The 16,141-nt window shown below is 50.4% G+C and carries 31 protein-coding genes; 30 read left to right on the top strand and 1 reads right to left on the bottom strand.

Translation table 11 applies throughout. The features are described 5' to 3' along the window. From G465_RS15270 to rplQ, 30 genes are all read left to right on the top strand, one after another. A partial coding sequence (locus G465_RS15270) for an EF-Tu C-terminal domain-related protein (protein ID WP_022652698.1) occupies window positions 1–129 on the top strand: 129 nt, incomplete at its 5' end. Between the two features lie 14 nt (window positions 130–143). Beyond that, the gene (gene rpsJ, locus G465_RS0101425; protein ID WP_022652697.1) at window positions 144–455 is read left to right on the top strand and encodes a 30S ribosomal protein S10; all 312 of its coding nucleotides are present in this window, start codon (window positions 144–146) and stop codon (window positions 453–455) included. A 142-nt stretch (window positions 456–597) separates the two neighbouring features. Beyond that, window positions 598–1,245, top strand: coding sequence for a 50S ribosomal protein L3 (gene rplC, locus G465_RS0101420; protein WP_022652696.1), 648 nt, complete (start codon window positions 598–600; stop codon window positions 1,243–1,245). Continuing rightward, the gene (gene rplD / locus G465_RS0101415) at window positions 1,245–1,865 is read left to right on the top strand and encodes a 50S ribosomal protein L4 (protein WP_022652695.1); all 621 of its coding nucleotides are present in this window, start codon (window positions 1,245–1,247) and stop codon (window positions 1,863–1,865) included. The genes rplC and rplD overlap by 1 nt, the downstream gene beginning before the upstream one ends. Beyond that, window positions 1,862–2,158, top strand: coding sequence for a 50S ribosomal protein L23 (rplW, locus tag G465_RS0101410; protein WP_022652694.1), 297 nt, complete (start codon window positions 1,862–1,864; stop codon window positions 2,156–2,158). Before rplD ends, rplW begins: the two co-directional genes overlap by 4 nt. An 11-nt stretch (window positions 2,159–2,169) precedes the next feature. Beyond that, complete coding sequence (gene rplB, locus G465_RS0101405; RefSeq protein ID WP_022652693.1) at window positions 2,170–3,003, top strand: 50S ribosomal protein L2; 834 nt, start codon at window positions 2,170–2,172, stop codon at window positions 3,001–3,003. A 6-nt stretch (window positions 3,004–3,009) separates the two neighbouring features. After that, a complete protein-coding gene (gene rpsS / locus G465_RS0101400; protein ID WP_022652692.1) occupies window positions 3,010–3,285 on the top strand; it encodes a 30S ribosomal protein S19 in 276 nt (91 codons plus the stop codon). A gap of 9 nt (window positions 3,286–3,294) precedes the next feature. Beyond that, the gene (rplV, locus tag G465_RS0101395; RefSeq protein ID WP_022652691.1) at window positions 3,295–3,624 is read left to right on the top strand and encodes a 50S ribosomal protein L22; all 330 of its coding nucleotides are present in this window, start codon (window positions 3,295–3,297) and stop codon (window positions 3,622–3,624) included. A gap of 10 nt (window positions 3,625–3,634) precedes the next feature. Next, complete coding sequence (gene rpsC, locus G465_RS0101390; protein ID WP_022652690.1) at window positions 3,635–4,336, top strand: 30S ribosomal protein S3; 702 nt, start codon at window positions 3,635–3,637, stop codon at window positions 4,334–4,336. Then, window positions 4,320–4,736 carry a 50S ribosomal protein L16 gene (gene rplP / locus G465_RS0101385; protein ID WP_022652689.1) on the top strand — a complete coding sequence of 139 codons (417 nt, stop codon included), beginning with the start codon at window positions 4,320–4,322 and terminating at the stop codon, window positions 4,734–4,736. The genes rpsC and rplP overlap by 17 nt, the downstream gene beginning before the upstream one ends. Further along, the gene (gene rpmC / locus G465_RS0101380) at window positions 4,736–4,924 is read left to right on the top strand and encodes a 50S ribosomal protein L29 (protein WP_022652688.1); all 189 of its coding nucleotides are present in this window, start codon (window positions 4,736–4,738) and stop codon (window positions 4,922–4,924) included. The genes rplP and rpmC overlap by 1 nt, the downstream gene beginning before the upstream one ends. A gap of 1 nt (window position 4,925) precedes the next feature. Beyond that, window positions 4,926–5,192, top strand: coding sequence for a 30S ribosomal protein S17 (gene rpsQ, locus G465_RS0101375; RefSeq protein ID WP_022652687.1), 267 nt, complete (start codon window positions 4,926–4,928; stop codon window positions 5,190–5,192). A 192-nt stretch (window positions 5,193–5,384) separates the two neighbouring features. Beyond that, window positions 5,385–5,753 carry a 50S ribosomal protein L14 gene (gene rplN, locus G465_RS0101370; RefSeq protein WP_022652686.1) on the top strand — a complete coding sequence of 123 codons (369 nt, stop codon included), beginning with the start codon at window positions 5,385–5,387 and terminating at the stop codon, window positions 5,751–5,753. A 12-nt stretch (window positions 5,754–5,765) separates the two neighbouring features. Then, window positions 5,766–6,092: a 50S ribosomal protein L24 gene (rplX, locus tag G465_RS0101365; protein WP_022652685.1), complete on the top strand. Its 327-nt coding sequence runs from the start codon at window positions 5,766–5,768 to the stop codon at window positions 6,090–6,092. Between the two features lie 9 nt (window positions 6,093–6,101). Beyond that, window positions 6,102–6,644: a 50S ribosomal protein L5 gene (gene rplE, locus G465_RS0101360; RefSeq protein ID WP_022652684.1), complete on the top strand. Its 543-nt coding sequence runs from the start codon at window positions 6,102–6,104 to the stop codon at window positions 6,642–6,644. 3 nt (window positions 6,645–6,647) lie between these two features. Continuing rightward, window positions 6,648–6,953, top strand: coding sequence for a 30S ribosomal protein S14 (gene rpsN / locus G465_RS0101355; protein ID WP_022652683.1), 306 nt, complete (start codon window positions 6,648–6,650; stop codon window positions 6,951–6,953). Window positions 6,954–6,966: 13 nt separating this feature from the next. Then, the gene (gene rpsH / locus G465_RS0101350) at window positions 6,967–7,362 is read left to right on the top strand and encodes a 30S ribosomal protein S8 (protein ID WP_022652681.1); all 396 of its coding nucleotides are present in this window, start codon (window positions 6,967–6,969) and stop codon (window positions 7,360–7,362) included. Window positions 7,363–7,371: 9 nt separating this feature from the next. Continuing rightward, entirely contained in the window at window positions 7,372–7,905 is a 534-nt protein-coding gene (rplF, locus tag G465_RS0101345) for a 50S ribosomal protein L6 (protein ID WP_022652680.1), read from the top strand. A gap of 13 nt (window positions 7,906–7,918) precedes the next feature. Then, window positions 7,919–8,272, top strand: coding sequence for a 50S ribosomal protein L18 (rplR, locus tag G465_RS0101340; protein ID WP_022652679.1), 354 nt, complete (start codon window positions 7,919–7,921; stop codon window positions 8,270–8,272). 12 nt (window positions 8,273–8,284) lie between these two features. Next, on the top strand, window positions 8,285–8,803 hold the full coding sequence (gene rpsE, locus G465_RS0101335; RefSeq protein WP_022652678.1) for a 30S ribosomal protein S5: 519 nt from the start codon (window positions 8,285–8,287) through the stop codon (window positions 8,801–8,803). Further along, the gene (gene rpmD, locus G465_RS0101330) at window positions 8,800–8,985 is read left to right on the top strand and encodes a 50S ribosomal protein L30 (RefSeq protein ID WP_022652677.1); all 186 of its coding nucleotides are present in this window, start codon (window positions 8,800–8,802) and stop codon (window positions 8,983–8,985) included. The genes rpsE and rpmD overlap by 4 nt, the downstream gene beginning before the upstream one ends. Continuing rightward, complete coding sequence (rplO, locus tag G465_RS0101325) at window positions 8,986–9,420, top strand: 50S ribosomal protein L15 (RefSeq protein WP_022652676.1); 435 nt, start codon at window positions 8,986–8,988, stop codon at window positions 9,418–9,420. A gap of 11 nt (window positions 9,421–9,431) precedes the next feature. Next, the gene (gene secY / locus G465_RS0101320; protein ID WP_022652675.1) at window positions 9,432–10,757 is read left to right on the top strand and encodes a preprotein translocase subunit SecY; all 1,326 of its coding nucleotides are present in this window, start codon (window positions 9,432–9,434) and stop codon (window positions 10,755–10,757) included. 23 nt (window positions 10,758–10,780) lie between these two features. Then, window positions 10,781–10,999 carry a translation initiation factor IF-1 gene (gene infA, locus G465_RS0101315; protein ID WP_022652674.1) on the top strand — a complete coding sequence of 73 codons (219 nt, stop codon included), beginning with the start codon at window positions 10,781–10,783 and terminating at the stop codon, window positions 10,997–10,999. 44 nt (window positions 11,000–11,043) lie between these two features. Beyond that, complete coding sequence (gene rpmJ / locus G465_RS15265; protein ID WP_011137711.1) at window positions 11,044–11,157, top strand: 50S ribosomal protein L36; 114 nt, start codon at window positions 11,044–11,046, stop codon at window positions 11,155–11,157. A gap of 60 nt (window positions 11,158–11,217) precedes the next feature. After that, the gene (gene rpsM / locus G465_RS0101310) at window positions 11,218–11,580 is read left to right on the top strand and encodes a 30S ribosomal protein S13 (protein WP_022652673.1); all 363 of its coding nucleotides are present in this window, start codon (window positions 11,218–11,220) and stop codon (window positions 11,578–11,580) included. 13 nt (window positions 11,581–11,593) lie between these two features. Further along, window positions 11,594–11,986 (top strand): 30S ribosomal protein S11, encoded by a 393-nt coding sequence (gene rpsK, locus G465_RS0101305; protein WP_022652672.1) that lies wholly within the window; start codon window positions 11,594–11,596, stop codon window positions 11,984–11,986. A gap of 18 nt (window positions 11,987–12,004) precedes the next feature. Then, the gene (rpsD, locus tag G465_RS0101300) at window positions 12,005–12,625 is read left to right on the top strand and encodes a 30S ribosomal protein S4 (RefSeq protein WP_022652671.1); all 621 of its coding nucleotides are present in this window, start codon (window positions 12,005–12,007) and stop codon (window positions 12,623–12,625) included. A gap of 25 nt (window positions 12,626–12,650) precedes the next feature. Further along, complete coding sequence (locus G465_RS0101295; RefSeq protein ID WP_022652670.1) at window positions 12,651–13,634, top strand: DNA-directed RNA polymerase subunit alpha; 984 nt, start codon at window positions 12,651–12,653, stop codon at window positions 13,632–13,634. A gap of 31 nt (window positions 13,635–13,665) precedes the next feature. After that, entirely contained in the window at window positions 13,666–14,058 is a 393-nt protein-coding gene (rplQ, locus tag G465_RS0101290; protein ID WP_022652669.1) for a 50S ribosomal protein L17, read from the top strand. Between the two features lie 61 nt (window positions 14,059–14,119). On the opposite strand, the gene G465_RS0101285 is transcribed toward rplQ, so the two are convergent. Continuing rightward, a complete protein-coding gene (locus G465_RS0101285) occupies window positions 14,120–16,138 on the bottom strand; it encodes an LTA synthase family protein (protein WP_022652668.1) in 2,019 nt (672 codons plus the stop codon). Between the last annotated feature and the right edge of the window lie 3 nt (window positions 16,139–16,141).

The following is a 16,141-nucleotide window of genomic DNA, read 5'->3' as shown; positions in this document are numbered from 1 at the left end:
CCTGGTGATAACGTGTCTATCACTGTTGAATTGATCGCCCCTATCGCTATGGAAGAGGGTCTGCGTTTCGCTATCCGTGAAGGCGGTCGTACCGTCGGCGCCGGTGTCGTTGCCAAGATCATTCAATAAGGGACGCGACTATCATGCAAAACCAAAAGATCCGCATCCGCCTCAAGGCTTTTGATTACCAATTGATCGATCGCTCGGCTCAGGAAATCGTTGATACGGCTAAGCGTACGGGTGCTGTGGTCAAAGGTCCTGTTCCTCTGCCAACAAAAATCGAGCGTTTCGATGTGCTGCGTTCCCCTCACGTGAACAAAACTTCTCGTGACCAATTGGAAATCCGTACTCACTTGCGCTTGATGGACATCATCGATCCAACTGACAAAACAGTAGATGCGTTGATGAAACTGGATCTTCCCGCCGGTGTGGATGTGGAAATCAAACTGCAGTAATCCAACATAAATTCGCGTGATATCATAAGTTTTTCTTGCGGTATCACACGCTTATGTGTTAGATTCGCGGGCTCTCTTGAACAGAGAGTCCGCTTTTGTTTTGCCGGTCAATCGCAACCGGCACCTCTTGAAGGAAATAACTATGCGTAGTTTAGGTCTTGTCGGTCGCAAGGTCGGCATGACACGCATTTTTGCTGATGACGGTGCATCCGTTCCAGTAACAGTGCTTGACATGTCTGCCAACCGCGTCACGCAAATCAAAACGCCAGAAACCGATGGCTACAGCGCAGTGCAAGTGACCTACGGCAGCAAAAAAGCCAGCCGTGTCTCTAAGCCTGAAGCTGGTCATTTTGCCAAAGCAGGCGTAGAAGCTGGCCGTGGTTTGACCGAGTTTGCTGTTGAAGCAGCAAAATTGGCTGAGCTCAAAGTTGGTGACTCCCTGACTGTCGAATTGTTCGAAGTTGGCCAAAAAGTTGACGTGACCGGTACCAGCCAAGGTAAAGGTTTCTCTGGCGCGATCAAACGCCACAACTTCTCTTCCAACCGCGCTTCTCACGGTAACTCCGTGACTACCCGTGCCCCCGGCTCTATCGGTCAAGCTCAAGACCCAGGCCGTGTGTTCCCCGGTAAGCGTATGGCAGGTCAGTACGGTAACGTTAAGCGTACCGTGCAGAATCTGGAAATCGTGCGTATCGATGTAGAACGTCAGCTGATTTTGGTTAAAGGCGCTGTGCCTGGCTCCAAACAAAGCGATGTGGTGGTACGTCCGGCAGTGAAGGCAGGTGCGTGATGGAACTGAAAGTTATCAATCAGCAAGGTCAGGCAGTTGAAAGCCTGCAAGCGTCCGACGCCCTGTTCGGTCGTGAATATAACGAAGCTCTGGTTCACCAGCTGGTCACTGCTTACTTGGCGAATGCCCGTAGCGGTAACCGTGCTCAAAAAGGCCGTAGCGAAGTTGCAAAATCCACCCGCAAACCATGGCGCCAAAAAGGCACCGGTCGTGCGCGTGCTGGTATGGCCTCCAGCCCTCTGTGGCGTGGTGGTGGTAAGGTTTTCCCATCTAGCCCAGATGAAAACTTTGCACAAAAAATTAACCGTAAAATGTTCCGCGCTGGTATGGCGACTATCTTATCGCAATTGGTGCGTGATGAGCGTTTGGTGATCATTGACGATTTCACAGTTGAAACGCCAAAAACCAAAGAGTTCGCAGCCAAAGTGAAATCCCTTGGTCTGGAACAAGTTTTGGTGATTACTAAAGAGCTGGACGAGAATCTGTATTTGGCATCGCGTAACTTGGTCAATGTGCTGGTTATCGAAGCCCAACAAACCGATCCATACAGCTTAGTCCGCTTCAATAAGATCGTGATGACCCGTGATGCGGTGAAGCAGCTCGAGGAGCAGTGGGCATGAATCAAGAACGTCTGATGCAAGTGATCCTTGCCCCAGTGATTTCCGAGAAAAGCACTCGCGTGGCAGATCAGGATCAGCAAGTTGTATTCAAAGTGGCGAAAGACGCCACTAAACCTGAAATCAAAGCTGCGGTTGAACTGTTGTTCAAAGTAGAAGTTGAAGGTGTTCAGGTCTTGAATGTCAAAGGCAAGGTAAAACGCTTTGGTCGTTTTACCGGTCGTCGTAGTGACTGGAAAAAGGCGTATGTTAGCCTGAAGCCGGGTCAAGAAATCGACTTTACTGCCGCAGAGTGAGGAGATAGACCATGGCTTTAGTGAAAGTTAAACCAACATCGCCTGGGCGTCGTGCCGTTGTTAAGGTGGTCAATCCTGACCTCTACAAAGGCCGTCCCTATGCTCCGTTGCTGGAAAAACAAATCCAGAATGCTGGCCGTAATAACAACGGTCACATCACTACCCGTCATAAGGGTGGTGGCCACAAGCATCACTACCGCGTTGTTGACTTCCGTCGCAACAAAGATGGTATTGCTGCTAAAGTTGAGCGTATTGAATACGATCCAAACCGTACTGCGCATATCGCATTATTGTGCTATGCCGACGGCGAGCGTCGCTACATCATCGCCCCTAAAGGCGTGAAAGTTGGCGCCGAGCTGTTCAACGGTTCTGAAGCACCAATCAAAGCAGGTAACTGCTTGCCTATCCGTAACATTCCAGTCGGTTCTACCATTCACTGCATCGAAATGCAGCCTGGTAAAGGTGCCCAATTGGCTCGTTCCGCTGGTGCTGCTGTTCAGTTGTTGGCTCGCGAAGGTTCTTACGCTCAGTTGCGTTTACGCTCTGGCGAAATTCGCAAAGTTCACGTTGATTGCCGTGCAACCATCGGTGAAGTTGGCAACGAAGAACACAGCCTGCGTAAAATTGGTAAGGCCGGTGCTAACCGTTGGCGCGGTATCCGCCCAACCGTCCGTGGTGTGGTGATGAACCCAATCGATCACCCACATGGTGGTGGTGAGGGTAAAACAGCTGCAGGTCGTGATCCTGTCAGCCCATGGGGTACTCCAACTAAGGGTTACCGTACTCGCCGCAACAAGCGTACGAACAACATGATCGTGCGCCGTCGCTATTCGAATAAAGGGTAATTGAACATGGCACGTTCCCTGAAAAAAGGCCCGTTCGTTGACGCGCATCTGATCAAGAAAGTTGAAGCGGTGCGCCAGACCAATGACAAGCGCCCTGTAAAAACTTGGTCCCGCCGTTCGACCATTCTGCCGGAATTTGTTGGTCTGACTATTGCCGTGCATAACGGTAAGACTCATGTGCCGGTGTATGTGACTGAAAACATGGTTGGTCACAAACTGGGCGAATTTTCGCTGACTCGTACCTTCAAAGGCCACGCGGCCGATAAGAAGGCGAAACGTTAAGGTGTCGCGATGAAAGTTTCTGCTGTTTTGAAAAATGCCCGCGTGTCTGCACAGAAAGCACGCCTCGTGGCTGACCTGATTCGCGGTAAATCCGTTGAACAGGCATTGAACATCCTGACGTTCTCGCCGAAAAAGAGTGCCGAGTTGCTGAAAAAAGTGCTGGAGTCGGCTATTGCCAACGCCGAGCACAATGAAGGCGCAGACATCGATACTCTGAAAGTTGCTACGGTGTATGTGGACAAGGGCCCGAGCTTGAAGCGCTTCTCTGCACGCGCAAAAGGCCGTGGTAACCGCATTGAAAAGCAAACCTGCCACATCACGCTGGTTGTGGGCAACTAAGGGGTAGATCATGGGACAGAAGATTGATCCGCGTGGCTTCCGCCTCGCGCTGAACAAAAACTGGTCTTCCAAGTGGTTTGCGAACAGCCAAAATTTCGCAACCATGCTGAAGGCCGATATTGAAGTACGTGATTTCTTGAAGCAAAAACTCAAACACGCATCGGTGAGCCGTGTCGTGATTGAGCGTCCTGCTAAAAGCGCACGTATCACCATTCACAGTGCCCGTCCTGGTATCGTGATCGGTAAAAAAGGCGAAGACATCGAATTGTTGCGCAAAGAACTGCAAACCCGTATGGGCGTACCGGTTCATGTCAACATCGAAGAAATCCGCAAACCTGAGTTAGACGCGCAAATCATCGCTGATGGTATCGCGGCTCAGTTGGAAAAGCGTGTGATGTTCCGCCGTGCCATGAAACGTGCCATGCAAAACGCAATGCGTTTGGGCGCACAAGGCATTAAGATCATGTCCTCCGGCCGTTTGAACGGGATTGAAATTGCCCGTACCGAATGGTACCGCGAAGGCCGTGTGCCTCTGCATACCCTGCGTGCTGATGTGGACTACGCAACAAGCGAAGCTCACACCACCTATGGTGTAATCGGCATCAAAGTGTGGGTGTACAAGGGTGACGTAAAACCAGGTCAAGTCGCCGCCGAGCCGGCTCAGCCTGAGAAGAAAGCACGAAAGGCAGGACGTAATGCTGCAGCCAACTAGACTCAAATACCGTAAGGTCCAAAAGGGCCGCAATACCGGTGTCGCAACGCGCGGTAACAAAGTGAGCTTTGGTGAATACGGTCTGAAAGCAATTGGCCGTGGTCGTTTGACAGCTCGCCAAATCGAAGCTGCTCGTCGTGCGATGACTCGTCACATCAAACGGGGTGGTCGTATCTGGATCCGTATTTTCCCAGATAAGCCTATCTCCAGCAAACCAGCTGAAGTCCGTATGGGTAACGGTAAAGGTTCGCCAGAATACTGGGTTGCTGAAATTCAGCCTGGTAAGGTGTTGTACGAAATGGAAGGGGTTGGTGAAGAACTGGCCCGTGAAGCATTCCGTCTTGCTGCTGCCAAGCTGCCGATTCAGACGGTATTTGTCACCAGACAGGTAGGTCAATAATGAAAGCATCCGAACTGCGTGCTAAGTCGGTTGAAGAGCTGCAAGCTGAAATCATCAGCCTGCTCAAAGCTCAGTTCAGCCTTCGTATGCAATTGGCGACTCAGCAGCTGTCCAAAACCAGCGAGCTGAAAAAAGTGCGTCGCGATATCGCCCGCATCCGTACCGTTCTCCACGAAAAGGCAGCCTGATATGAGCGAAAGCAGCAAAGTCGTCCGTTCACTGACCGGTAAAGTGGTTAGCGACAAAATGGACAAAACCGTGGTTGTCTTGGTTGAGCGTAAGGTAAAACACCCGCTCTATGGCAAGGTGATTCGGAAATCCAAAAAGTTCCACGCTCATGACGAAAACAATGAGTATGGTATCGGTGATGTGGTAGTGATTTCCGAATGCCGTCCATTGTCCCGTACCAAGACGTGGAAAGTCAGTGCGCTAGTAGAAAAAGCTCGTCAGGTATAATTTGTAGCTTGCATAAGGGTTCTCCCTTTTGTATAATGCTGCTTCTTTGTGATTGCCGGTCGATAAGGCCGGCAATTCTTGCCCTGACGGGTTCCAAAACTGGCCGCTCGATGTGCGCCGCACCTAATGTGCGGCGTTTGCTCTATCTAAAGGGTAGAGTTTTGGCGGATTAAGTTGGAAAGGTAAAAATCCATGATTCAAATGCAATCCATGTTGGAGGTTGCTGATAACACGGGTGCGCGTCACGTGATGTGCATCAAGGTGCTCGGTGGCTCCAAACGTCGCTACGCTCAAGTAGGCGACATTATCAAGGTGACGATTAAAGACGCCGCCCCCCGTGGCCGTGTGAAAAAAGGCGACGTGTACAACGCGGTTGTCGTTCGCACTGCTAAAGGTGTTCGTCGTCCTGATGGTTCACTGATTAAGTTTGACGGCAATGCTGCAGTGCTGTTGAACAACAAGCTTGAGCCAATCGGTACTCGTATCTTCGGCCCAGTGACTCGTGAGCTGCGTTCTGAGCGCTTCATGAAGATCGTGTCGCTCGCGCCCGAAGTTCTGTAAGGAGAAGGCTCAATGCGTAAGATTCGCAAAGGTGATGAAGTCGTTGTCATCACTGGCAAAGACAAGGGCAAGCGCGGTACCGTGCTGAAAGTGTTAGCCGACACCAACCAAGTTGTGGTCGTGGTCGAAGGCGTTCACATTGCCAAGAAACACGTTAAGCCTAACCCAGTACGTGGTGTGGCCGGCGGCATCGTTGAAAAAACTATGCCTGTTGACGTTTCTAATGTGGCTATTTTCAACCCAGCAACTCAAAAAGCCGACCGTGTTGGCTTCAAGGTGCTGGAAGACGGCCGTAAAGTTCGCGTGTTCAAATCGAACGGCGAAGTTGTCGGCGCGTAAGGAGTAACCATGGCAGCCCGTTTGCAAGAGTTTTATAAAAACACGGTTGTTCCTGAACTGGTCAAAAAGTTCGGTTACAAATCTGTGATGGAAGTACCGCGCATCGAAAAAATCACCCTGAACATGGGTGTGGGTGAAGCGGTTGCTGATAAGAAAGTCATGGAACACGCTGTTGGCGACCTGCAAAAAATCGCTGGTCAAAAACCGGTCGTGACTGTTGCCCGCAAATCGATTGCTGGCTTCAAGATTCGTGAAGGTTATCCTGTCGGTTGCAAAGTCACCCTGCGCCGCGAACGTATGTTCGAATTCTTGGATCGTCTGGTAACCGTGGCTTTGCCTCGCGTTCGTGACTTCCGCGGTGTAAGCGGTAAATCGTTTGATGGCCGTGGTAACTACAACATGGGTGTGCGTGAGCAGATCATTTTCCCAGAGATCGAATACGACAAAATCGATGCGCTGCGTGGGATGAACATCACCATCACAACGACCGCCAAAACCGATGAAGAAGCCCGCGCTCTGCTGGCTGCATTCAAATTCCCGTTCAAGGGCTAAGACATGGCAAAACTTGCACTGATTAACCGTGAAGAAAAGCGTGCCAAGCTCGTGGCTAAATTTGCCAAGAAGCGTGCTGCACTGCTTGAGGTCATCAACAACGCCAATCTGTCCGACGAAGAACGCTTTGCCGCGCGTCTGGCTCTCCAGCAACTCCCGCGTAATGCAAGCCCAGTGCGTCAACGTAATCGTTGTGCTATCACTGGTCGCCCACGCGGTGTTTTCCGCAAGTTCGGCCTTGGTCGTAGCAAACTGCGTGAAATTGCGATGCGTGGAGAAATCCCTGGCATCGTGAAGGCCAGCTGGTAATAGGAGAACACCAATGAGTATGCAAGATCCTATTTCCGATATGCTGACTCGTATCCGTAACGCTCAGCGTGCGGACAAAGTGTCGGTATCGATGCCGTCTTCCAAGTTGAAGACAGCGATTGCTAACGTCTTGAAAGACGAAGGCTACATTGAAGATTTCAAAGTAGAAGCCAACGATGGCAAACCTACTTTAGAAATCCAGCTCAAGTACTATGCAGGCCGTCCAGTGATCGAGCGCCTCGATCGCGTGTCGCGTCCTGGTCTGCGTATCTACAAAGGCTCCAATGACATTCCTAAAGTCATGAACGGTTTGGGCGTCGCGATTGTGTCGACTTCCAAAGGCGTGATGACTGATCGCAAAGCACGTGCTGCTGGTATCGGTGGCGAAGTGCTGTGCATCGTGGCGTAAGGAGTAATTATGTCTCGTGTAGCCAAAAATCCAGTCGTACTGCCCGCTGGCGTAGAAGCCAAGTTCGGTGCAGGCGAGCTGACTATTAAAGGCGCTTTGGGCGCCTTGACCATCCCTCTGCGTAGCGAAGTGGATGTGAAGTTAGAAGACAACACTTTGGTGTTTGCTGCAAAAGATAACAGCAAATTTGCCCGCGCTATGTCCGGCACCCTGCGTGCTCTGGTGAATAACATGGTGATCGGCGTTTCCAAAGGGTTTGAACGCAAGTTGCAATTGGTTGGTGTGGGTTACCGTGCACAAGCTCAGGGTACAAACCTGAACCTGTCCTTGGGTTTCTCTCACCCAGTGGTCCACAAAATGCCTGAAGGCGTGACCGTGGAAACCCCAAGCCAAACCGAAATCATCCTGAAAGGGGTTGATAAGCAACGCGTGGGTCAAGTCGCTGCTGAAGTACGTGCATACCGCTCGCCGGAGCCGTACAAAGGCAAGGGTGTTCGTTATGCCGACGAGCAAGTGGTTTTGAAAGAAACCAAGAAGAAATAATTGAGGCTTTGTCATGGATAAGAAACAAGCTCGACTCCGCCGCGCACGCAAAACCCGTGCACGCATTTGTGAGCTCAAGATGGTGCGCCTTGCTGTGCATCGTACCAACAGCCATATCTACGCCCAGATCATTGATGAAACTGGCGGCAAAGTCCTCGCTAGCGCCTCGACGCTGGAAGCCGAGGTTCGCAAGGACATCGCTAACGGTGGCAATGTTGCTGCTGCTGCTCTGGTCGGCAAACGTATCGCTGAAAAAGCAGTTGCTGCTGGCATTAAAGAAGTGGCGTTTGACCGTTCTGGTTTCCACTATCACGGTCGCGTGAAGGCTCTCGCCGACGCTGCCCGTGAAGGCGGCCTCGCGTTCTAATCGGAGAAGACTATGGCTAAGCATGATATTGAAGAACGCGGCGACGGTCTGATCGAAAAAATGATCGGCGTGAACCGCGTGACCAAAGTGGTCAAAGGCGGCCGCATCATGGCTTTCTCCGCCCTGACAGTGGTCGGCGATGGCGATGGCGGTATTGGCATGGGCAAAGGCAAATCGAAAGAAGTGCCAGTGGCTGTGCAAAAGGCAATGGAAGAAGCACGTCGCAAAATGGTTAAAGTGCCCCTGAAAAACGGTACTTTACACCACAGCGTGATTGGTAAACATGGTGCAACCACTGTGTTTATGCAGCCTGCTCCGGACGGTACTGGTGTGATTGCTGGTGGTCCTATGCGTGCTGTGTTCGATGCAATGGGCGTGAAGAACGTGTCGGCAAAATGCCACGGTTCAACCAACCCATACAACATCGTCCGCGCGACTATCGACGGCCTATCCAAAATGATGACTCCTGCTGACATCGCCGCTAAACGTGGCAAGACTGTCGCGGAGATTCTGGGGGTTGAAGAGCAATGAGCGAACAAAAAACAATCAAGGTGACCTTGGTAAAAAGCCTGATTGGTCGCATTGAAGGCCATCGTGCCTGCGCTCGTGGTCTGGGTCTGCGTAAGCTGAACCAGACGGTTGAGGTGATCGACACACCGGAAAACCGTGGCATGATCAACAAGATCAGCTACTTGCTTAAGTGCGAGGGTTAAATGTTACTGAACACCATCAAACCGGCCGCAGGTGCAACACACGCTAAAAAGCGTGTAGGCCGTGGCATTGGTAGCGGTTTGGGTAAAACTGCTGGCCGTGGTCATAAAGGTCAAAAATCTCGTAGCGGTGGTTTCCACAAAGTAGGTTTTGAAGGCGGTCAAATGCCTTTGCAACGTCGCTTGCCTAAGCGTGGTTTCAACTCGCTGACACGTGCTTTTGTTGACGAAGTGCGTTTGGATGCTCTGGCTGCGTTGTCTTTAACTGAAGTCGATCTGTTAGCTTTGAAACAAGCTGGCTTGGTTCGCGCTTCTGCTAAAGCAGCAAAAGTCATTTTGGCAGGTTCCATCGATCGCGCTGTGACTTTGCGTGGTCTTGGCGCAACAGCAGGTGCGCGTGCTGCCATTGAAGCTGCCGGTGGCAGTTTTGCTGAATAAGGCGTGACTCTGTGGCCACTCCTTCTCTAGCAACGAACGCCAACAAGTTTGGTGATTTGAAACGGCGCATCTGGTTCTTGATTGGTGCTCTGATCGTTTATCGTATCGGTGCCCACATTCCTGTTCCAGGCATCAACCCCGTCGAGCTAGCGAAGCTGTTCCAGTCCTCGCAAACGGGCCTCCTCGACATGTTCAACATGTTTTCCGGGGGGGCTTTGTCGCGGTTTACGGTATTTGCCATTGGTATTATGCCGTACATCTCGGCCTCCATTATTTTACAGTTGGCCTCCGAGGTTGTTCCCTCGTTGAAACAGCTGAAAAAAGAAGGCGATGCAGGACGAAGAAAAATTACCCAGTACACACGTTATGCCACAGTCTTACTAGCGACTTTCCAGTCGTTCGGGATTGCGGTAATGTTGTTTACACAACCTAATCTGGTCTTAACACCGCAATGGGAGTTCTACTTCACAACGGTGATTACATTAGTGACCGGTACCATGTTCTTAATGTGGTTGGGTGAACAAATTACCGAGCGCGGGATAGGGAATGGTATTTCTCTTATCATCTGTGCTGGTATTGCAGCTGGGGTACCATCGGCAATTGGCAAAACTCTGACCCTGACTTCTCAGGGCAACTTGCCTATCTTGTTGGTGGTTGCGCTTTTCATCGGCGTGATTGCTGTGACTTACCTCGTGGTATTTGTGGAGCGTGGTCAGCGCAAGGTGTTGGTGAATTATGCTAAGCGCCAAGTGGGTAATCGAGTTACTCAAGGCCAAAGTACACATTTGCCTTTGAAACTCAATATGGCAGGTGTGATCCCGCCAATCTTTGCTTCGAGCATTATTCTTTTCCCTGCGACTGTGGTGGGATGGTTTGGTCAAAGTGATGGATTGGGCTGGCTTAAACGAGTCAGTGATGCCTTGCATCCAGGGCAACCTGTTTATGTACTGTTATATGCTGCTGCGATTGTTTTCTTCTGCTACTTCTATACCGCCCTGGTCTTTAATCCAAAAGAAACAGCGGACAATTTGAAGAAAAGTGGAGCCTTTATCCCTGGAATTCGTCCTGGTGAACAGACTTCACGCTATATCGAGAAGATTATCCTGCGGTTGACTTTGATTGGTGCGGTGTACATCACGCTGGTCTGTTTGTTACCTGAGTTCCTGATCTTGAATTGGAATGTTCCATTCTACTTCGGCGGAACCTCGTTACTGATCATTGTCGTGGTAACGATGGATCTGATGACTCAGATTCAATCCTATGTACTGTCGCAGCAATACGAGAGTCTGCTCAAAAAGGCCAACTTTAAAAATGGCGGCGGACTCAGCTCTCGTTAAGAATCAGGATATTTCAAGAGATTATGGCTAAGGAAGATACAATCCAGATGCAGGGTGAGGTCTTGGAGACGCTGCCTAATGCGACGTTCCAAGTCAAGCTTGAGAATGGTCATGTTGTGCTAGGTCACATTTCTGGCAAGATGCGGATGCACTATATCCGTATTTTGCCGGGCGATCGCGTCACCGTTGAACTCACCCCTTATGACCTCTCCCGCGCCCGTATCGTATTCCGCGCCAAATAAGCGGGATAGGAACAAGGGCGCGGAGATAACGTGAAAGGAAAATCATGCGAGTTCAACCCTCGGTGAAAAAAATTTGCCGCAACTGCAAAATCATCCGTCGTAACCGTGTTGTACGTGTTATTTGCACGGACCCTCGGCACAAGCAAAAGCAGGGCTAATATTTGTCCCTGCGATAGCTACGTGCTAGAATCGCAAACTTTTCGTTTTGGGGAATTAGTATGGCCCGTATTGCCGGGGTAAACATCCCGAACCATCAGCATACCTGGGTTGGCTTACAAGCTATCTTTGGTATTGGTCGCACTCGTGCTAAAGCTATTTGCGCCGCAACGCAAATTGCACCAGACACGAAGGTCAAAGATTTGACCGATGCTGAAATGGAAAAACTTCGTGATGAAATCGCGAAGTTTACTGTAGAAGGCGATTTGCGCCGTGAAAACACCATGAGCATTAAACGTCTCATGGATCTCGGTTGCTATCGTGGTCTTCGCCACCGTCGTGGTCTGCCTTGCCGTGGTCAGCGTACTCGTACGAATGCGCGTACCCGTAAAGGTCCGCGTAAGCCGATCGCTGGCAAGAAGTAATTAAGGATAGATAATGGCTAAAGCAAACACAGTGCGTGTACGCAAAAAAGTGAAGAAGAGCGTATCCGAAGGGATCGTTCACGTTCACGCGTCCTTTAATAATACCATCATTACCATCACCGACCGTCAAGGGAATGCTTTGTCTTGGGCTACCTCCGGTGGTGCTGGTTTTAAAGGCTCGCGCAAAAGTACACCCTTCGCTGCACAGGTCGCAGCGGAGCACGCTGGTAAAGTTGCCCAAGAGTATGGTGTGAAAAATTTGGAAGTTCGCATTAAGGGCCCAGGCCCAGGTCGCGAGTCTTCTGTCCGTGCTTTGAACGCGCTGGGCTTCAAAATCACCAGCATCTCCGACGTGACGCCAATTCCACACAACGGCTGCCGTCCGCCGAAGAAACGTCGTATTTAAGATCGGAGAGATTGATTCATGGCACGTTATACTGGACCAAAATGTAAACTTGCACGTCGTGAAGGCACCGACCTCTTCTTGAAGAGCGCGCGTCGCGCCATCGATAGCAAGTGTAAACTGGATACCAAACCGGGTCAGCACGGTGCGAAAAACACCCGTTTGTCTGACTACGGCGTTCAACTGCGCGAAAAACAAAAAATTCGCCGCATTTATGGTGTTCTCGAACGTCAGTTCCGCAAATACTTTGCTGAGGCTGCTCGTCGCAAAGGCTCGACAGGCGAAAACTTGTTGAAGCTGTTGGAATCTCGCTTGGACAACGTCGTGTATCGCATGGGCTTGGGTTCTACCCGCGCTGAAGCACGCCAGTTGGTCAGCCACAAATCCATTCAAGTAAATGGTCAAACCGTCAATATTCCTTCTTTCCAAGTGAAAGCGGGTGATGTGGTTTCTGTGGTTGAAAAAGCCAAAAAACAAGTGCGTATCCAAGAAGCTCTGGCCTTGGCTGAGCAAATTGGTTTCCCAGGTTGGGTGGCGGTTGACGTCAAAAAGATGGAAGGCGTGTTTAAATCCATGCCCGAACGCACCGACCTGTCTAGCGATATCAACGAGCAGCTCGTTGTTGAGTTCTACTCTAAGTAATCGCTAGCCATTTCAAGGAAACACTATGCAAAACAGCGCTTCGGAATTTCTCAAACCGCGTTTAATTGATGTGCAGCCGGTTTCTCCGACGCAAGCTCGCGTCGCGATGGAACCCTTTGAGCGCGGCTATGCCCATACCCTGGGCAATGCTCTGCGCCGCATCCTGCTGTCTTCGATGCCCGGATTTGCTCCGACCGAAGTGTCTATCGCAGGCGTTTTGCATGAGTACTCTGCATTGGATGGGGTACGGGAAGATGTCGTTGATATTCTTCTCAACCTCAAAAATGTAGTGGTTAAGCTGCATGGTCGAGACAGTGTGCTGTTAACCCTCAAAAAAGAGGGAGAAGGCCCTGTCTTGGCAGGTGATATCGAATTGCCACACGACGTTGAAGTGATCAATCCCGATTTGGTGATTTGTCATTTGGCGGCTGGTGGCAAGATCGAGATGGAGATCAAGGTTGAAAAAGGCCGTGGCTATCAGCCCGTTAGCGCCCGAGTCAGCCAAGACGAAAATCGTACCATCGGCAATATTCTGCTCGATGCGTCCTTTAGTCCTTTGCGCCGTGTGAGTTTCTCGGTTGAGAGCGCTCGGGTGGAACAGCGGACTGACTTGGACCGTTTGGTGTTGGATATTGAAACCAACGGTGCGATGGAGCCAGAAGAAGCTGTGCGTGCTGCTGCTCGCATTCTGATGGATCAACTGTCGATCTTCGCAGATCTGCAAGGTACCCCTGAAGAAGAGATTATTGAACGTGCACCACAGGTTGATCCTATCCTGTTGCGTCCGGTTGACGATCTCGAATTGACCGTGCGTTCGGCTAACTGTCTGAAAGCCGAAAACATCTACTACATTGGGGATCTCATTCAGCGTACTGAGACTGAACTCCTCAAGACGCCCAACCTCGGCCGCAAATCGCTCAACGAGATCAAAGAAGTGCTTGCTTCCAAAGGTCTTACGCTGGGCATGAAGCTCGAAAACTGGCCGCCGGCCGGGCTGGAAAAACCGTAATTGCTCGGTTTGTCGGACAAAGGACACTAAAATGCGTCATCGCTTAAGTAATCGTAAACTGAATCGCACATCGAGCCATCGCCTGGCTATGCTCCGCAACATGGCGAACTCCTTGCTGCGTCACGAAGTGATCGTGACTACTGTGCCTAAGGCAAAAGAGCTGCGCCGTGTGGCAGAGCCTCTGATTACCTTGGGTAAAAAACCATCCTTGGCTAACCGTCGTTTAGCTTTCGACCGCACTCGCGACCGCGAAGTGGTTGGCAAGCTGTTCAACGAATTGGGCCCACGCTATGCAACTCGTCCTGGTGGCTATGTGCGTATCCTGCACTACGGCTTCCGTAAAGGCGACAACGCGCCTCTGGCTTTGGTCGAATTAGTTGACCGTCCAGAAGTCGACGAAGCAGAAGTTGTCAGCGAAGAATAAGCCTAGTGCCTTCGTTGTAAACGGATGAAAAAAGCCCCTACCAATGTGTAGGGGCTTTTGCTTATGGCTGCTTTTGTACCACTTGCTTCTTGTTGTTCAACAACAGATAGCGTGCCATTTCGTAATAGTGCAGTGTAAATTGGCGCAATCGTTGTGCTTCATCGCTGCGTTCTGTCTCAAGATTCTTTGCTGTTTGGCTGTCTAGCTCGGCAAGGTAGCCTTTTTGTGTCGGTAAGCCCAACATAAAGTAGTACGGTGCTTGCACAAAACCAACTTCTGGCCCGCGATCATGTGTGATCGTGAAAGCGGCTTGTCGTGTTGGTGGGCTAGGAGCGAGGACATCACGGCCAAAAGTGGTGTTGATATAAGGTCGAGGTAGTAAACCAGCCAAAGTTGCCATCACATCAACTTGCGAGGCCACTTCTGTCCGTACTGCTGGGCGCAGTAACTTTGGTGCATACAGCAAGAATGGCGTATGAATGGAACTTAAGCGTAAGTCTGTCCATGCTGCCGGTAACACTGCACTGGCATTGCCGGTGATACCGTGATCACCGAGAAAAACAAACACTGTGTTATCAAAGTACGCTTCTTTTTTGGCCGTTTCGATCAGTGTTTTAATCGAATAATCCATGTAACGGAAAGAGTCATATTCTTCCTGACTGTCAAAGCCATTGGCTTTTAGCTGTTCCAGCGGCCATTTTTGACTTTGAAAATCGCGATCTTCTGCCGGAATAGTGTAAGGGCGATGGTTGCCAGAGGTTTGGATAATGGCAAAAAAAGGTTTGTTTTGTTGTTTAAGAACTTGATTCGCTTCCTTAAACAAATTGGTGTCAGAGATGCCCCAAGTGTCGTTGCGCTTGGATTGATAATGCCCTTCTTCATAAATTCGGATATCACGAATATTGTTGGTCAAAACGCCACGAATATTGGCCCACGAAGTCGAGCCACCGATGAAATAGAACCGTTCATATTCAGGAAATGCGCTATCCATCAGGATATGTTGATCTGCCGCCTGTGGATTTCGGCTAGAGGTATTTGCTGTTTCCACATCGGGAACGCCAGTTAGCGTCGTAAACACACCGCGCGCGGTACCAAAATGTGGTGTAAAAAAGCGAGTAAATAAAATCCCTTGTTTTGCCAATTGATCAAAATAGGGCGTGGTACCGAGGGGATTACCAAAAGTGCTGGTTTTATAGGCAGAAAACGATTCGACTAACACCAAAACAATATTAGGCGGTGTGGCAAGGGCATCAGGGCGCGCTGGGATTTCACGCCGTAGGCTAAAGCGTGGACCAGAGGTGTTGGGCGGAACTCCTAACCAATCAGCAATCACCGGATAGGCCTGCTCGACTTTGGCCTGATCAAAACCCGCACTTTTATAATCTAGAGTATCAAAAAAGTTCAGTACCGGATTGAGTCCGATATTGGCAACAAAAGGGTTGGGCGTAAAAAAGGCATCACTCCAACGCAGGGGATATTGTGAAAATTTGCCATGAATTCCCACGATCACTAACACCGCTGTTGTCAGCCCCAGCCATAGCCGATGGCGCGGTTTAGGATGACTCCATTGCCAGCCATGCGTGGGTTGTCGTAAATGGCGAAAACCTGTCGCCACGCCCCACAGCAATACTGCTATCACTACAAGCGCGATAAGCGTAATTTTGACCACCGGATAGCTTTGCCACACCATTTCTGCCGAGGTTTGCCAATCGCCTAAAAAATTGAGAATGGCGGCATTGAGGCGGGTGCGCAGATAAGAATAGTGGCCGAAGTCGAGGCCAATTGTAGCGAGTGTGGCGGCACTAGCGATGACAAAATAGGCCCACCAGAACCGTTCTGACCACCGATGGCGAAACGGAGAAAGTTTTGTCCAACCGCCGAGTAACAAAAAGGGCAAAACAATAACCAACCCTAAGCGTAGGTCGAAGCGTGTTCCCAACACAAAAGCTTGCAACAAAGTTTGTGTGTCTTCGGCAAGCTGTGGATCACGGAAATGCCACCAAAATCCTAGTCTGGCAAGAAACGTACACAATAAAAAAGACAACAAATACCAGAGCGAAAATTTCAGTAGTTTTGGCATGAT

The organism is Aquaspirillum serpens DSM 68 (genome assembly GCF_000420525.1).
Lineage (GTDB): Bacteria > Pseudomonadota > Gammaproteobacteria > Burkholderiales > Aquaspirillaceae > Aquaspirillum > Aquaspirillum serpens.
The sequence above is the reverse complement of the archived record's forward strand: the minus strand, read 5'-3'. Positions and strand labels throughout refer to the sequence as shown.

What these genes read in the sequence shown, in the direction of transcription:
- rpsJ (WP_022652697.1), top strand. Translation starts at nt 144, where the DNA reads ATGCAAAACCAAAAGATCCGCATCCGCCTCAAGGCTTTTGATTACCAA.
- rplC (WP_022652696.1), top strand. Translation starts at nt 598, where the DNA reads ATGCGTAGTTTAGGTCTTGTCGGTCGCAAGGTCGGCATGACACGCATT.
- rplD (WP_022652695.1), top strand. Translation starts at nt 1,245, where the DNA reads ATGGAACTGAAAGTTATCAATCAGCAAGGTCAGGCAGTTGAAAGCCTG.
- rplW (WP_022652694.1), top strand. Translation starts at nt 1,862, where the DNA reads ATGAATCAAGAACGTCTGATGCAAGTGATCCTTGCCCCAGTGATTTCC.
- rplB (WP_022652693.1), top strand. Translation starts at nt 2,170, where the DNA reads ATGGCTTTAGTGAAAGTTAAACCAACATCGCCTGGGCGTCGTGCCGTT.
- rpsS (WP_022652692.1), top strand. Translation starts at nt 3,010, where the DNA reads ATGGCACGTTCCCTGAAAAAAGGCCCGTTCGTTGACGCGCATCTGATC.
- rplV (WP_022652691.1), top strand. Translation starts at nt 3,295, where the DNA reads ATGAAAGTTTCTGCTGTTTTGAAAAATGCCCGCGTGTCTGCACAGAAA.
- rpsC (WP_022652690.1), top strand. Translation starts at nt 3,635, where the DNA reads ATGGGACAGAAGATTGATCCGCGTGGCTTCCGCCTCGCGCTGAACAAA.
- rplP (WP_022652689.1), top strand. Translation starts at nt 4,320, where the DNA reads ATGCTGCAGCCAACTAGACTCAAATACCGTAAGGTCCAAAAGGGCCGC.
- rpmC (WP_022652688.1), top strand. Translation starts at nt 4,736, where the DNA reads ATGAAAGCATCCGAACTGCGTGCTAAGTCGGTTGAAGAGCTGCAAGCT.
- rpsQ (WP_022652687.1), top strand. Translation starts at nt 4,926, where the DNA reads ATGAGCGAAAGCAGCAAAGTCGTCCGTTCACTGACCGGTAAAGTGGTT.
- rplN (WP_022652686.1), top strand. Translation starts at nt 5,385, where the DNA reads ATGATTCAAATGCAATCCATGTTGGAGGTTGCTGATAACACGGGTGCG.
- rplX (WP_022652685.1), top strand. Translation starts at nt 5,766, where the DNA reads ATGCGTAAGATTCGCAAAGGTGATGAAGTCGTTGTCATCACTGGCAAA.
- rplE (WP_022652684.1), top strand. Translation starts at nt 6,102, where the DNA reads ATGGCAGCCCGTTTGCAAGAGTTTTATAAAAACACGGTTGTTCCTGAA.
- rpsN (WP_022652683.1), top strand. Translation starts at nt 6,648, where the DNA reads ATGGCAAAACTTGCACTGATTAACCGTGAAGAAAAGCGTGCCAAGCTC.
- rpsH (WP_022652681.1), top strand. Translation starts at nt 6,967, where the DNA reads ATGAGTATGCAAGATCCTATTTCCGATATGCTGACTCGTATCCGTAAC.
- rplF (WP_022652680.1), top strand. Translation starts at nt 7,372, where the DNA reads ATGTCTCGTGTAGCCAAAAATCCAGTCGTACTGCCCGCTGGCGTAGAA.
- rplR (WP_022652679.1), top strand. Translation starts at nt 7,919, where the DNA reads ATGGATAAGAAACAAGCTCGACTCCGCCGCGCACGCAAAACCCGTGCA.
- rpsE (WP_022652678.1), top strand. Translation starts at nt 8,285, where the DNA reads ATGGCTAAGCATGATATTGAAGAACGCGGCGACGGTCTGATCGAAAAA.
- rpmD (WP_022652677.1), top strand. Translation starts at nt 8,800, where the DNA reads ATGAGCGAACAAAAAACAATCAAGGTGACCTTGGTAAAAAGCCTGATT.
- rplO (WP_022652676.1), top strand. Translation starts at nt 8,986, where the DNA reads ATGTTACTGAACACCATCAAACCGGCCGCAGGTGCAACACACGCTAAA.
- infA (WP_022652674.1), top strand. Translation starts at nt 10,781, where the DNA reads ATGGCTAAGGAAGATACAATCCAGATGCAGGGTGAGGTCTTGGAGACG.
- rpmJ (WP_011137711.1), top strand. Translation starts at nt 11,044, where the DNA reads ATGCGAGTTCAACCCTCGGTGAAAAAAATTTGCCGCAACTGCAAAATC.
- rpsM (WP_022652673.1), top strand. Translation starts at nt 11,218, where the DNA reads ATGGCCCGTATTGCCGGGGTAAACATCCCGAACCATCAGCATACCTGG.
- rpsK (WP_022652672.1), top strand. Translation starts at nt 11,594, where the DNA reads ATGGCTAAAGCAAACACAGTGCGTGTACGCAAAAAAGTGAAGAAGAGC.
- rpsD (WP_022652671.1), top strand. Translation starts at nt 12,005, where the DNA reads ATGGCACGTTATACTGGACCAAAATGTAAACTTGCACGTCGTGAAGGC.
- G465_RS0101295 (WP_022652670.1), top strand. Translation starts at nt 12,651, where the DNA reads ATGCAAAACAGCGCTTCGGAATTTCTCAAACCGCGTTTAATTGATGTG.
- rplQ (WP_022652669.1), top strand. Translation starts at nt 13,666, where the DNA reads ATGCGTCATCGCTTAAGTAATCGTAAACTGAATCGCACATCGAGCCAT.
- G465_RS0101285 (WP_022652668.1), bottom strand. Translation starts at nt 16,138, where the DNA reads ATGCCAAAACTACTGAAATTTTCGCTCTGGTATTTGTTGTCTTTTTTA.